Source organism: Enterococcus sp. AZ167, assembly GCF_051714025.1.
Lineage (GTDB): Bacteria > Bacillota > Bacilli > Lactobacillales > Enterococcaceae > Enterococcus_D > Enterococcus_D casseliflavus.
In genome coordinates this window covers 36,664-51,571 of the sequence record NZ_JBIORB010000002.1, presented here as the reverse complement: position 1 = coordinate 51,571, position 14,908 = coordinate 36,664, and the positions used below count along the sequence as shown (strand labels likewise).

Annotated in this window: 10 protein-coding genes; 2 read left to right on the top strand and 8 right to left on the bottom strand. The window is 44.2% G+C overall.

The annotated features are described in order from the left end of the window. Positions 1–109: 109 nt before the first annotated feature. The 5 genes from IGJ05_RS11805 to IGJ05_RS11785 form a co-directional block, all read right to left on the bottom strand. On the bottom strand, positions 110–1,549 hold the full coding sequence (locus IGJ05_RS11805; protein ID WP_081116036.1) for an MFS transporter: 1,440 nt from the start codon (positions 1,547–1,549) through the stop codon (positions 110–112). Positions 1,550–1,791: 242 nt separating this feature from the next. Beyond that, positions 1,792–3,474, bottom strand: a complete 1,683-nt coding sequence (locus IGJ05_RS11800; RefSeq protein ID WP_010749981.1) for a ribonuclease J — start codon at positions 3,472–3,474, stop codon at positions 1,792–1,794. Between the two features lie 122 nt (positions 3,475–3,596). Then, positions 3,597–4,649 carry an aspartate-semialdehyde dehydrogenase gene (locus IGJ05_RS11795; protein WP_010749982.1) on the bottom strand — a complete coding sequence of 351 codons (1,053 nt, stop codon included), beginning with the start codon at positions 4,647–4,649 and terminating at the stop codon, positions 3,597–3,599. A gap of 304 nt (positions 4,650–4,953) precedes the next feature. After that, entirely contained in the window at positions 4,954–6,741 is a 1,788-nt protein-coding gene (locus IGJ05_RS11790; protein WP_438725239.1) for a glycoside hydrolase family 13 protein, read from the bottom strand. Positions 6,742–6,901: 160 nt separating this feature from the next. Continuing rightward, positions 6,902–7,387 carry a MarR family winged helix-turn-helix transcriptional regulator gene (locus IGJ05_RS11785; RefSeq protein WP_010749984.1) on the bottom strand — a complete coding sequence of 162 codons (486 nt, stop codon included), beginning with the start codon at positions 7,385–7,387 and terminating at the stop codon, positions 6,902–6,904. 138 nt (positions 7,388–7,525) lie between these two features. On the opposite strand from IGJ05_RS11785, the gene IGJ05_RS11780 reads away from it, so the two are divergent. Together IGJ05_RS11780 and IGJ05_RS11775 are read left to right on the top strand one after the other, a co-directional pair. Continuing rightward, positions 7,526–9,868, top strand: coding sequence for an ABC transporter ATP-binding protein/permease (locus tag IGJ05_RS11780; protein ID WP_010749985.1), 2,343 nt, complete (start codon positions 7,526–7,528; stop codon positions 9,866–9,868). A 155-nt stretch (positions 9,869–10,023) separates the two neighbouring features. Then, the gene (locus tag IGJ05_RS11775) at positions 10,024–11,373 is read left to right on the top strand and encodes an Nramp family divalent metal transporter (RefSeq protein ID WP_010749986.1); all 1,350 of its coding nucleotides are present in this window, start codon (positions 10,024–10,026) and stop codon (positions 11,371–11,373) included. A 42-nt stretch (positions 11,374–11,415) separates the two neighbouring features. Here IGJ05_RS11775 and IGJ05_RS11770 read toward each other — a convergent pair whose 3' ends face one another. The 3 genes from IGJ05_RS11770 to serC are packed head-to-tail and all read right to left on the bottom strand — an operon-like array spanning position 11,416 to position 14,903. Further along, positions 11,416–12,639: a DUF1015 domain-containing protein gene (locus tag IGJ05_RS11770; RefSeq protein ID WP_010749987.1), complete on the bottom strand. Its 1,224-nt coding sequence runs from the start codon at positions 12,637–12,639 to the stop codon at positions 11,416–11,418. Further along, the gene (locus IGJ05_RS11765) at positions 12,639–13,823 is read right to left on the bottom strand and encodes a phosphoglycerate dehydrogenase (protein WP_016609459.1); all 1,185 of its coding nucleotides are present in this window, start codon (positions 13,821–13,823) and stop codon (positions 12,639–12,641) included. Before IGJ05_RS11765 ends, IGJ05_RS11770 begins: the two co-directional genes overlap by 1 nt. Next, the gene (gene serC, locus IGJ05_RS11760) at positions 13,824–14,903 is read right to left on the bottom strand and encodes a 3-phosphoserine/phosphohydroxythreonine transaminase (RefSeq protein ID WP_438725237.1); all 1,080 of its coding nucleotides are present in this window, start codon (positions 14,901–14,903) and stop codon (positions 13,824–13,826) included. Positions 14,904–14,908: the final 5 nt, after the last annotated feature.

The window sequence follows — 14,908 nt, the reverse complement described above, 5'->3', positions numbered from 1 at the left end:
AGCTTTATTACATCCGTCCTTTTTCTGGTTCTTGTCAAGAAAAATAAAAAAACTGTTCTACCCTTTCTGAATAAGGAATAGAACAGTTCGACCTGATGACTTCAAGCGATCATAGCGTTTTCTTACGTCCGCCTTGTTTATAGATGCGCCAGACTGTTAAGAATAACGCCGTGATACAAAGAAGGAACGCCCCAAAGAAGGTGATTTTCATGCCATAGGCAAAAATATCTGCCCGACCTGCGATATAGGTCGTCACATGCTTCCCATAGGCTTGACTCATTGCGGCATAAAGAATCGTCGTTGCTAAGGATATCCCTAAGACCATGCCCAAGTTACGGGCAAAGGAATTTAGACTACCTGCCACCCCAAGATTTTCTTTGGTGACGCTGCTCATCACCATCGTATTGTTGGGGGATTGGAACAACGAATTGCCTAACCCCATGATGGCAGTAGCGACGACATAGTACCAAATCGGCGTATGCTGATTCATAAACATATACATCAGCTGAGTGATGGACAGCAACGCTAAGCCAGCTAAGACCAAGATCTCCGGTCCTATACGGTCGGTCAAATAGCCGCTAAGTGGTGAACCGATGACCATCATCAAAGGAAAGACCATCATCAGCATTCCTGCCACGCTCGGCGTTAAGCCTCGGGCACTTTGCAAGTAAAAGGGAATCACGACATTGACAAAAAAGTTTGCAGAAAAGATCAGCAACGCCGTGATCAGGCTCATGGTGAAAATTTTATTACGAAAGATCCCAAAGGTAATCAGCGGTTTGCTCACACGCGCTTCTACTCGCAAAAAGACGATGAATGCCACTAAGGCGATCCCCACCAACAGCAGCGGCAGCCACGTTAGAAAGCCACGCTCTTGTCCAAGAAAAATGCCGCCGAAGAAGCTGATAATTGCAATTGAAAACAGCACAAACCCGGTTTTATCGATGGAATCATGACTCATGGTGATATCTTTTGGCAACACCTTTTCTCCAGCAATCATCGTCAGAATACCGACTGGAACATTGATCCAAAAAATAAACGGCCAAGAAAAATGCGCCAAAATCACTCCGCCTAATCCAGGACCGGCGATGGAGCCTAACGAAACAAAGGCACCAATCATCCCTAAGGCACGTCCTCGTTCACTCATAGGAAAAACTTCAGTAATGATTCCGGTATTTGTCGCCATCGTCATGCTGGCACCGATCGCTTGCACGACTCGGGCAAATAGCAGAAATGCTAAGGAATGATTAAACCCGCATAACAGAGAACCGATAATAAAAATTAGCATCCCCAAGCGGAATACTTTGATCTTGCCCCAACTATCCCCTACCTTACCGAATAACAAAAGGCAGGCACAAACGATCATCAAGTAGACGGATACGACCCACTCCGCTTGATTCATAGGGACACCCATATCTGCCGAGATCGTCGGCAAAGCGATATTTACGATACTCCCATCCAGTGTTGACATAAAGGTAAACATCGAAACAGCAATGAGAATCCACCACTTTCTCTGTTGTACTATGGGATTTTCTTGATAACTATTCACAAATCGACCATCCTCTCTTTGCTTGTTTTGTTCCTCTAGTCTTAGGGGGACAACTTTGTATTATTGATCGAAATCCATTCGCCGTCAATCCTTATCTGCTCATCACGACCAAAATAAGGGTCATTTTGTAAAAAAAACGCCACCTGTTTTCTTACATAAAAAAAGACAAAAGCTTCGGTGAGAAGAAATCGGCCGTCAAACGGCTATTCTTTCACCTGCTTTTGTCAGTAGGTCAAAACGAATTATTTACGGTTGCGATTTCTTTGGCTTGATTCCATGATGACCGGCAAGATGACTGGACGGCGTTTGGTTTGTTCAAACAAGAAACGACTCAAACGATCACGGATATCTTGTTTCAATTTGCTCCATTCAAACTCTTCATCATGAAGGTGTTTTTCTACGATTTCTTCCACGATCTCGCCACTTTCACGAATCAGATCGCGACTGGCTTTCACGTAGACGAATCCACGAGAAGTGATTTGTGGTGCAGAAATAATTTTCTTTTCACGACGATTGATCGTCACTACCGCAACGAAGATTCCGTCTTCAGATAAGACTTTGCGGTCTCGCAAGACAATATTCCCAATGTCACCGACACCGATCCCATCGATCATGACGTTTTCAGCTGGAACCGCACCTGCGGCAAGCATTTCGCCTTTTTTGTACTCTAACACATCTCCACGAGCAGTAATGAAGATATTTTTCATCGGAATCCCGACTTCTTGCGCCAAGTCCACATGGGCGGCTAATTGGCGGTACTCGCCTTGAATAGGGATAAAGTACTTCGGTTTCATCATATTCAACATCAGCTGCAGATCATTCGGGTTGGCATGACCAGAAACACGGAAATTATCCGAGATCTGTTTTACGGTACCGCCAGCGCGATAGATGATATCTTCCGTTTTCGCAACCACAGTTTCCATTGCCGTTGTCGGCGTCGTTGTGATGTAAACAAGATCTCCTTCTTTGATGCGCAGCGTCCGGTGAGAGCCGTTGGCCATTTTTTGCAACGCTTTGATTGGTTCACCCATACGACCTGTTTCTAAAATCAGCAACTGTTCGTCTGAGTATTTTTTCATTTCTTTTTGGGTGATCAGCAAGTCTTCGGCAGGTAATTTTAATTTCCCTAACTTCATGGCCGTTTTGATGATCCGACCAAAATCTTGCCCGGTCAAAACGACTTTGCGATCAGAACGAAACGCCGCATCTAATACTTGTTGCACCCGTTGCAAATTGCTGGCAACACTAGCAACGATGATTCGACCTTCCCAATAACGGATATTGTCGTAAACTTCATCTTGGATCGTCAATTCAGAAGCGATCGGCGTTGGATTTTCGGCATTTGAAGACGTGCTTAGCAATGCTAAGACGCCTTCTTTTCCAATTTCCGCTAAGCGGCCAAAATCGGTTTGATACATAGGGATCGCTGTTTGGTCAAACTTGAAATCTCCTGTATAAACGATATTGCCAGCTTCTGTTTTGACGCTGATCCCAACAGAATCAGGGATAGAATGGGTCGTACGGAAAAAGCTGATGGTCGCATGACCAAAGTCGATCTCCGAATGTTCATCGATCACATGAAAATCTTTGAAGCGCTTGGTAGCTTCATTTTTATTCACGGTCAATTTTGCTAGTTCGATCGTTAACTCGGTCCCAAAGACTGGTACTTGGATATTCTCCAAGAAATAAGGCAATGCACCAATCGCATCTGCATGCCCATGGGTCAAGAAGACACCCGCCACACGGTCGGCATTTTCTTCTAAATATGTGAAGTCTGGAATCACTGTATCGATCCCTAATAATTCATTTTCTGGATAACGGACACCGCAATCCAGCACAAATATATCCTCGCCAACTTCAGCAATGTACATGTTCTTTCCGTTTTCGCGTACACCGCCAAGAGGAATGATTTTTATCGTTTCCACTTTTATTCACCTCTTAATTTTTTTCTACTGTATTATTTCCCAAGCATAAGCCGTCCCTATTATTATACAACAAAAAAAAGAAAAGCGTGGCATTCACCACACTTTTCTGAAAAACTTATGGTTTACACATGAACTAATCCTTGCTGATGCAGGCTTTCGGCGATTTGAACGGAGTTCCATGCCGCACCTTTCAGCAAATTATCAGAAACGACCCATAAATGCAAGCCGTTTTCGACATCCAAATCTTTGCGAATCCGACCAACAAAGGTTTCTGTTTTGTCCACACTGGTCAAAGCTTGCGGGTACACTTGTTGACTTGGATCATCTTGCAAGACGGCTCCTGGCGCTTCGCTGATCCACTGTCTGACTTCCTCAACACTAGCATGGTCTTTGGTCTCGATATAAATCGACTCTGAATGACCGCTAAACACAGGGATCCGAACACACGTAGCTGCTACTTTGATCTGCGTATCTTCCATGATCTTCTTCGTTTCATTGATCATTTTCCACTCTTCGTAAGTATAATCCTCTTCGGCGAAAACATCGATTTGCGGCAAGGCGTTAAACGCGATCGGGTAGTGCTTCTTGTCGCTGCCTGCTGGTAAAATCTCAGGGTTTAGTTCATCAGCGGCTTTGCCAGCTAATAATTCTTGAGATTCACGAGTCAATTCAGCCAAGGCTTGGGCGCCAGCACCTGAAACTGCTTGATACGTTGAAACCAAGACCCTCGATAAACCGACTTTTTGACGAATTGGTTCTAACGCCACCATCATTTGAATCGTTGAACAATTCGGATTGGCAATGATTCCTTTATGTTGCGCTAATGCATGAGGATTCACCTCAGGAACGACTAGAGGAACATTCGGGTCCATCCGAAAATGACTGGTATTGTCGATCACGACTGCACCGTGTTTGACTGCTTCTGGAGCAAATTGTTTTGAAATGCCGCCACCGGCACTGAACAATGCAATATCGACGCCTGCAAAGGAATCTGTGGTCAGCTCTTGAATAACGAGCGGTTCATTTTTGAACACAAGGGTCTTCCCAGCAGAACGTTTGGATGCCAACAACGTTATTTTTTTGATCGGCAACGTGGTCTTCTCCAACATCTCAATCATTTTTGTTCCTACTGCGCCGGTAGCCCCGACAACTGCTACGTGATACCCTGTACTCATCAAATCACTCCTCGAATAAAAATACATTTTTACTAGTTTATCATATCTTGTAAAAAAGAAAAGACCTTTCGTGGAAAGAAGCGCAAAAAGAAGGCTATACTGTCTAAATTTTTAATCTTTTTACCCTTTGCAGAAAAAATCTACCTATATTTAAGGGTTATCATTTGTCACATTCAGGTGTTATAGGATATAATACCGACAGAAGGAATTTTGGGGAAGATTCTTTCCAACGTGCATGGGGAAATTAAAAATACCCAAAACATTGAATGAGGCAAGAATTGCATATGCAATTCTTGCCTCATTTTTATGCTTCATTCGATTCTTCGTTGTTTACTTTCACGATAGCAAAGCCTTTGTTATCAATAATCATCGTTTCATCTTCCAGTTGGACAAACTGTTCCATCAGGATCGAATCAGGACGAGAAAGGGTGATTTGGTCATCGCCCGTATTGAAAATACCGATGATCCGCTGTGCCCCTAACTCTCGTTCGAAAATGATCAGTCCATCCTCTTCCGAAACCCAGTTCCAACTCAAGGAACCTTCTGATAAGGCTTTCTGGTTGTCTTTGCGAATGCTGATCAATGAGCGAGTGAAATGCAGGAGATCACGATCTTGCTTTTCTTCTTCCCAAATCATACATTTGCGGCAATCCGGGTCCATATCGCCGGTCAAACCGATCTCATCACCGTAATACAGGCAAGGAACGCCTTGTTGCAGATACGTAAAGGCCATCACTTGGCGCATCAAGTCTTTGTCTCCTCGAGCCAAAGTTAACAAGCGTGGGGTATCATGAGAATCCAAGATATTGAACTGTACCTGGTTGGTTTGCTCCCGATACAACATCAGCTGGTTATTTAATTCCGAGACCATTTTCGTCATGGAGATCTCGTCTTTGACAAAATATTCAATGATTGCATCCGTAAAGGCGTAATTCATGACTGCATGAAACTCGTCGCCTTGTAACCACCGTTGAGAAGAGTGCCAAATTTCCCCAAGGATATAAAAATCATCTTTGGCATCATCACACACTTGGCGGAATTTTTTCCAGAAGTGGTGACTGACTTCATTGGCAACGTCCAAGCGCCAAGCATCGATATCAAACTCTTCGATCCAATAACGAGCGATCTTCAACAAATAATCTTGCACGTCGGGATTTTCTGTATTGAGTTTTGGCATATGCGGCGTAAAGGCAAACACATCATAGGTGATGTCATAAGCATCTTCAAAGTTTTCCCCTTCTTTGTAGTTGACAGGAAACTCATTGATGTGGAACCAATCAGCAAAGGGCGAATCTTTGCCGTTTTTGATGACATCTAGCCATTGATGCGAAGTATCCCCCATATGATTGAACACAGCATCTAGCATGACTTTAATGCCGCGTTTGTGGCATTCCTCCACTAAGCGTTTAAAGGTATCGTTATCTCCAAACGCTGGATCAATGGCTAAATAATCGATGGTATCATACTTGTGATTCGAATAGGCCTCAAAAATCGGACAGAAGTAGATTCCATTGATGCCTAGATCGACGAGGTAATCCAAATGATCGATGACCCCTTGCAGATCCCCGCCGAAAAAGTCTTGGCGATCGGGATTTTTTGAGCCCCAGGGCAATACACCTTCTGGATCATTTGATGGGTCCCCATTTGCAAAGCGTTCAGGGAAGATTTGATACCAAACGGTTTCTTTTGCCCACTCGGGAATTTTGAAACGATCGGCTTCTTGGAAGTAAGGCATCCGAAAATAATTGTTGTTCATTTCTAAATATTGCTGCTCAAAAGGATAGACCCCGTGGTCTCCATAAAAGACATGCAACCCATCGTAACTTTCGATGGAAAAGCCGTAAGACAAACGGCGGAATTCTGCTCCGACCGATACTTGCCAATAATCATGCAAGTCCGTGGAAAGAATTTTTTTCATTTCAATTCTTTGCTGGTACCAAGCTTCTTTATACAGTGTGTAAGGATCACCGCAAAGCAGCTGGACATGGCGGACGTCTTGACGGGCGGTACGCAAACGGATATGCATTTTATCCTTCTCGTACAAATACGCAAATTCACTTTCGGGACGATGATAAATGGCAGTAGTATTCATAGCAGACTCCTTTGACTTGTTTGATATACTCATTGTCGCACAAATCAGAAGTCAAAACAAGAGAAAAACGCAATCGGTTGCTTTATCTAAAAAATCGATAATATAAGTTAATATGAAATTAATTCAGCAATTGAAAAGCAAACGATTGCTTCGCCCTTTTTTAATCAAACGGCGTATTTTTCTCACATTGATTGCCAGTCCGTAAAATGTCATATTTCCGCAAGATCCCCACTGCCTCCGTCAACGACTGACTCAACTGCTGGATATCTTCTGCAGCCATTTGAGCGGTTTTGGCATTCAAGCGGTCTTCCACTTGTTTTTTCTTTTGGACAAACAACTGCTTCCCAGCTTCTTCCAAATAAACATTGACGTTGCGGCGATTGACGCCGTTGGTTTTGCGGACCACAAAGCCAGCCTTTTCTAACCCCGAGATCGAACGACTGATTTGGACTTTTGACGTACCGATTTGCTGGGCCAACTCGGACATCGTGATTCCTTCATTACTAGAGATCACCACGAGTTCCAAGATTTCCATTTTGGTCAATTTTAAATCTTCCAGACCGATTTCTTCAAACAATATGTTTCCCATCAGCGAAAAGATTTCCGCAAATACCGCCATATTGAATGTTCCTAACGCTTTTTCCATACTCTCCCTCTTTTCTGTCTTTAGTTTAGTATAAATTATTTGTTTAAACAATGATAATCGTTGATTTTTGTTAACCATTATGATAGCGTGGTTACATAATGAAAATAATCGTGAAAACGGCAAGAAAAGAGTGACAGCATGTTAGAATTAAAAGATATCAAGAAGTATTATACGGTTGGCGCCAGTACTACAAAAGCCCTCGATGGTGTCTCCGTCGCCTTTCGTAAACAAGAGTTTGTTGCCATTTTAGGGCCAAGCGGCTCTGGGAAAACAACCATGTTGAACGTGATCGGCGGCTTAGATAATTACGATTCTGGTGATATGATCATCAACGGCAAATCAACGAAATCCTTTAAAGATCGTGACTGGGATGCGTATCGGAACAATTCGATCGGCTTTGTCTTCCAAAGCTACAATTTGATCAGTCATTTAGGCATCATCGACAACGTCGAGCTTGGGATGACCTTGAGCGGTGTGTCAAAAGAAGAAAAACGCGCCAAAGCAACCGATGCTTTGACGCGTGTGGGCTTAGCTGAGCATATGCACAAAAAACCAAATCAGCTTTCTGGTGGTCAAATGCAGCGGGTAGCGATCGCTCGTGCCTTAGCAAATGATCCTGATATCCTTCTTTGTGATGAACCAACAGGTGCCTTGGATTCAGAGACCAGTGTCCAAATCATGGAACTGATCCAAGAACTATCAAAAGAAAAATTGGTCATCATGGTTACTCATAATCCTGAATTGGCGCACAAATACGCTGGACGGATCATTGAGTTCAAAGACGGACGAATCATTAAAGATTCGAACCCTCATGTCGAAGGACAAAAGAAAGACCAATTCGAATTAAAACACACAAAAATGAGTTTCATGACTGCCTTACGTTTGTCGTTTAACAATATCCGCACCAAAAAAGGGCGCACCTTCTTGACAGCCTTTGCTTCTAGTATCGGGATCATCGGAATCGCCATTGTTTTGTCACTGTCAACGGGATTCCAAAAACAAATCGACAATACCCAGTCAGAAACATTAGCTCGTTTTCCGATCACGATCTCGCAAGTAGCCACTGAACAAGATCCATCAGCCATGGGAACGCGGGAGAAATCTGAAGATTTCCCTTCAGATAAAGAGGTCACTGCCAAATTAAGTGATGCGGATCGTGCAACCCATATCAATAAAATCGATCAAGAGTTTCTCGATTACATCAACGACATTGATCCTGAATTAAGCAACAATATCGGCTACACTCGTTCCACTTCCTTGAACCTTTTCCGTAAGATCGATGATACTGTGGAACAAGTCAGCTTCTCCAATGCATCACCTGACAATGAACAGACCAATGCCATGATGTCTGCCATGAGTGCCTCCACCGGGATTGGGGTTTCGACTTTCCCCGAGCAGTTATCAGAGGATAACGGCAATTTCTTAAAAGACAACTACGACCTTTTAGAAGGCAGCTACCCAAGTGCTAGCACAGATGTCGTTTTGATCGTCGATGAAAACAACGTAACGAATGTCAATGCATTGATCAATCTCGGTTTTGACATTGAAGATGGCGACAAGGTGTCCTTCGACGATATCGTGGGAACAAAAATCACATTGGCGTCTAATGATGCCTTTTACACCGAATTACCAACTGGAAACTTCATTCCAAATCAAGATTTAAATGAAGTTTTCGATAACAGCGGCAACAAAGAACTAACGATCAGCGGAATCTTACGTATCAAGCAAAACTCTACGATGAACTTGCTGTCAACTGGCATTGCCTACAGTGATGCCCTCGCGCAAGAAGTCATCAAAGAAAACCAAGACTCAGCGATCGTCCAAGCCCAAAAAGACAGCGACACCAACGTGATGACGAATGAACCCGTTGACGAAAGTGCCAAAGATTCATTGATCGCTTATCTTGGCGGCAGTGATTTACCAAACAGCATTATGATCTATCCGAATGATTTCAGTGCCAAAGAAAAAATCCTTGATTACTTGGATGACTTCAACAAAGGCAAAGACAAAGAAGACCAAATCGTTTATTCCGATTTAGCGGGTACGATGACTCAATTGACTGGTGGCTTGATGGATGCCATCACCTACGTCTTGATCGCTTTTGCAGGAATCTCCTTGGTAACTAGCATGATCATGATCGGTATCATCACCTACACCTCTGTGCTAGAACGTACGAAAGAAATTGGGGTCTTAAAAGCATTAGGTGCTCGTAAAAAAGACATCACCCGCGTCTTTGATGCCGAAACCTGTATTTTAGGGATCGCTTCAGGAGCTTTAGGTGTCCTGATTGCTTGGTTAGCCACATTCCCGATCAACGCGATCTTATATAGTATGACTGATCTCGAAAATGTTGCTCAATTAAATCCAGTCCACGGCCTGATCTTGATTGCCGTCAGCACCGTCCTAACGATGATCGGCGGCCACATACCAGCTCGAATGGCAGCGAAAAAAGATGCAGCGATCGCTTTACGCGCCGACTAATTTTATAAAAAACCTAACAGACAGCAGCCATTCCTTTGGCTGCTGTTTTTTTGTCCTTCCTTCTGACGTCCAAAAGGTTTCTCTTGAAAAATTCATAAATGAGGAATACAATAGATTTGTTTTTAGGTATACCTAAAAAGATAGGACGTGAAACGATGAATGAAGAAAAAAAATTGATCCAAGCGGCCAACGGTCCTAGCTTGGAAGAAATAAATAATACAGTTGCCATTCCAAAAAACGGTAGCTTTTGGCGCAATCTTTTAGCGTTTTCTGGTCCTGGGGCATTGGTAGCCGTGGGCTATATGGACCCAGGAAACTGGATCACCTCGATCGGTGGCGGTGCTGAATATGGCTATCTCTTACTTTCTGTGATCTTGATTTCCAGTTTGATCGCTATGCTGCTGCAATACATGGCAGCCAAGCTAGGGATCGTGACCCAGATGGACCTTGCGCAAGCAACTCGTAAACACACCAGCAAAGGCTTAGGCTTTGTCTTGTGGATCGTCACCGAATTGGCTATCATGGCAACGGATATCGCGGAAGTGATCGGAGGAGCGATCGCTCTCAATCTACTATTCGGCTTACCTTTATTAGTTGGGGTCATCTTAACGATTTTCGATGTACTGCTTCTGCTCTTTTTAATGAAATTGGGTTTCCGAAAAATCGAAGCGATCGTCATGACACTGATTTTGGTCATTATGCTGGTCTTTTGTTACGAAGTCATTATTGCTCAACCAAATTTGCCTGCTGTCTTGCAAGGCTTTATTCCCCAAAAGCAAGTCTTGAACCATGGGCAGCTGACAATGGCGTTGGGGATCGTTGGTGCGACTGTGATGCCGCATAATCTCTATCTGCATTCTTCGATCTCCCAGTCACGAAAAATCGATCGCAGCGATACCCAAGAAGTGGCAACGGCCGTGCGGTTCGCTACTTGGGATTCCAATATCCAATTATCCGCTGCCTTTTTGGTCAATTGCCTGCTTTTGATCTTAGGAAGTGCCTTGTTCTTTGGTCATAGTGAAGAAGTCGGCACCTTCTCCGCGCTGTTTGATGCTTTGCAAGATTCCTCCATTGCTGGTGCTGTCGCCAGTCCAGTCTTGAGCGTTCTGTTTGCCGTGGCGCTCTTGGCATCTGGTCAAAATTCAACGATCACTGGGACACTGACGGGGCAAGTCGTGATGGAAGGATTTATCCATATGAAGATCCCTACTTGGGCGCGACGTCTGATCACCCGTGGCTTATCGGTGATCCCCGTTTTGCTTTGTACGATTTACTTTGGCGGTAACGAACAAGCCTTGGACGATCTGCTGATCTATTCGCAAGTCTTTTTAAGCATCGCCTTACCCGTTTCGATGATTCCGTTGGTTCTTTTTACCAGCTCAAAAAAAATCATGGGGGAACGCTTCAAGAATCCGCTATGGGTCTCTACCTTAGGCTGGATCTGTGCCCTTGCACTGACGGTCTTGAATGTCCGCTTGATCATCGAAACACTCGGCAACTTCTAATAGAAAAAAAGCTTACGAGCTAGCCTCGTAAGCTTTTTTTGGTTAATTCGTTTCTAAATCATGTAAAAACAGACCGCTCAACAGTTTTGGTTCAAACCAAGTTGATTTTGGCGGCATAATTTCTCCCGCATCGGCGACTGCCAAAAGATCGGCCATTTGCGTTGGATACATGGAAAAGGCCAATGTCCATTCTCCGCTATCTACCAAACGTTCCAATTCTTCTGGACCACGAATTCCGCCGACAAAATCAATGCGTTTGTCTGTCCGCACATCTTGGATCGCGAAAATATCAGCCAGCACGTATTGTTGTAAAAGCGACACATCCAGCTGTCCTACCGCATCTTGCGGCACAGCTTCCGGCTTGATGGTCAACTCCCACCACGCATGGTTTAGGTACAGATGAATCGAACCACGTTGCGCTGGTTTCTTCCTTGTAGTTTCTCGAATCGTAAAATGCTGGGCTGCCTGCTCAAAAAAGTTTTCTGGCACTGGTACCCGCAAAACCCGATTGTATTCCCAAATCGCTAATTCATTTTCTGGGAATAAAATCGCTAAAAAGCGGTCGCTTTCTTGACTGCTTTGGCCATCGGCTCGCTTTTGCAAGCCGACTTTGACTGCTGACTCTGTGCGGTGATGCCCATCCGCAATATAAAGGGCATCTACAGCTTGAAACTGCTGGGCAAAAGAGGCGACTAGCGCTGGATCATCGATCAGCCAAACACGATGTTGCACCTCATGATAGCTGACAAAATCATAGATTGGCGCATGCTCTGCTTGCCACGCATCGATCGCTTCTTTGACTGCTGCTGGTTGGCGATAGCTCAAGAAAATCGGACTTGTATTGGCATCACATGCCAGAATATGATTGATCCGATCGATTTCTTTTTCTGGACGGGTAAACTCGTGTTTCTTGATTTTCCCAGCGACGTAATCATCGATCGAGGTACAGGCGACAAGCCCCGTTTGGCTTCTACCAGCCATCGTCAATTCATACAAATAATATGCGGGCGCCGTTTCTTGAATCAACCAGCCTTCTTCTTGAAAAGATGCAAGATTTTCCGCCGCTTTTTGATACACCTGTGGATCATAAGGATCGATTCCTGGCAAGTCGATCTCCGAACGGTCGATGTGGAAATAGCTGTAAGGATTGCCTTGCGCAAACGCTGCGGCTTCTTGTGAATTGACCACGTCATACGGTAGCTCGGCCACTTTTTCTGCCAATGAGGCTTCTGGACGAATGGCTTTAAACGGAAATACTTGAACCATTAATACCCAACCTCCTGATTCTTGATGACCCGTACACGAACGATATTTTCGTTCTCCCGCAGTTTATCGGCTAATTGATTCAATAAGGCTTCATCTTCAGAAGCGACATCGGCTAGGGTGTAAGCAAAGTCTTCCCGTCCACGATTCAGCATATTGTCGATATTGATTCCAGATTCCGCAATGATCGATGAAATCTGACCTAACATATTCGGTACATTGCGATTGATGATCGTCAGACGATAAGGCGAATGAAAAGCCATCTCAACAGTTGGAAAATTCACTGAGCGCTTGATGGTTCCAAATTCCAAGAATTTTTTCAATGTTCGGGCTGCCATTTTGGCACAGTTGACTTCGGCTTCTTCTGTTGATGCACCTAAATGCGGCAAGACGAGGACTTTTTCATTGTGCAGCAATTGTTCATCCGCAAAATCAGTCGTATAGCCCGCTAGACGGTCAGCTTTTAACGCACGTAAAACGGCATCTGTATCGACGATTTCTTTACGAGAAAAGTTGAATAGCTTCGTTGTTGGTTTCATTTTCGCAAGTTCGGCTTCCCCGACGAGATGATGCGTGTTTTCCATTAGCGGCACATGAACCGTAATAAAATCACAGGTTGAAAAGACTTCCGCAATATCATTGGCACGCTTGACCCGACGAGAGATCGTCCAAGCAGTATCCACTGACACGTAAGGATCATAACCGACTACTTCCATCCCTAGACGATAAGCATCGTTGGCGACCATCGCTCCAATAGAACCAAGGCCGATGATTCCTAACTTTTTGCCTTCTAACTCTGTTCCAGCAAATTGACTTTTTTGCGCTTCTGCTTGTTCTTCCACATTATCACCGCTCAAGGTTTGGACCCATTGGGCACCTCGTAAAATCGGACGGACACTTAAGAGCAGACTAGCGATCACTAATTCTTTGACCGCATTGGCATTGGCGCCTGGCGTATTAAAGACGACGATCCCTTTTTCAGTACATGCTTTGACGGGAATGTTGTTGGTCCCAGCCCCTGCACGGGCAATACCTAAGACACTTTCAGGAAAAGCGTAATCGTGCAATTTCTGGCTGCGCAGCAAAATCCCTTGCGGTTGGTCGCTTTCGTTGATGGCATACTTTTCTTTTTCTAAACGCTGTAATCCTTCTGGTGCGATCGCATTGAATGTTTTGATTTGGAACATTTATTTGACCTCCGCTTCAAATGATTTCATAAAGTCGACTAACGCTTGAACGCCAGCTAATGGAAAGGCATTGTACAAGCTTGCTCGCATTCCTCCAACGGAACGATGCCCTTTCAAGTTCTCAAAGCCAGCTTTGACAGCTTCTTCATTGAAGCGCTGATCTAATGCTTTATCCCCTGTCACAAAAGGAATATTCGTTAGTGAACGGCTATCAACAGCCACAGGACTACTGTAAAGAGCAGAGGCTTCGATCGTTTCGTATAAAAGCGCCGCTTTTTGGCGGTCTTGTTCTAAAATGGCAGGAATGCCGCCTAATTCTTCCAACCATTCAAACACCAATTTAGCAATATAGATAGCATACGTTGGTGGTGTATTGTACAATGAGTCATTTTTAGCCTGTAGACGATAATCCAGCATTGGAGCGAAGACAGCATCATCATTGAGTAAATCTTCTCGGATGATCACTACCGTCAACCCTGCAGGACCAATATTCTTTTGGGCCCCAGCATAAATCACACCAAAGTCTTCTACGCGATAGTCATTGGCTAAAATATTTGAGGACATATCCGCTACGATCGGCACGTCGCCAGCCTGCGGAATCGTTTGAAAGGCCGTCCCTTCAATGGTGTTGTTCGTGGTGATATGCAAATAAGCCGCTTCTTGATCGATCGCATCTTCTGAAATTTCTGGAATATAGGTAAAGTTTTGATTCTCACTAGAGGCAACAACTTCCACCGTCACGTTTCCAAGCGCTTTTGCTGCTTCAATAGCTTTTTTCGACCAAGAACCGGTATTTACGTATAAGGCTTTTTTGTTTTGTGCAAGATTTAAAGGGATCATACTGAATTGGAGACTCGCGCCGCCTTGTAAAAACAGTACCTGATAGTTTTCAGGAATTCCCATTAATTTTCGTAAAAGTGCTTCTGCATCTTTAATGATCGCTTCAAACAAGGAGGACCGATGACTCAGCTCCATAACGGACATCCCACTTCCGCGGTAATTCAAAAGTTCGGATTGTGCTTTCTCCAATACGGGACGGGGCAATACGGCAGGACCAGCTGAAAAGTTATAAACTGTCATACAAA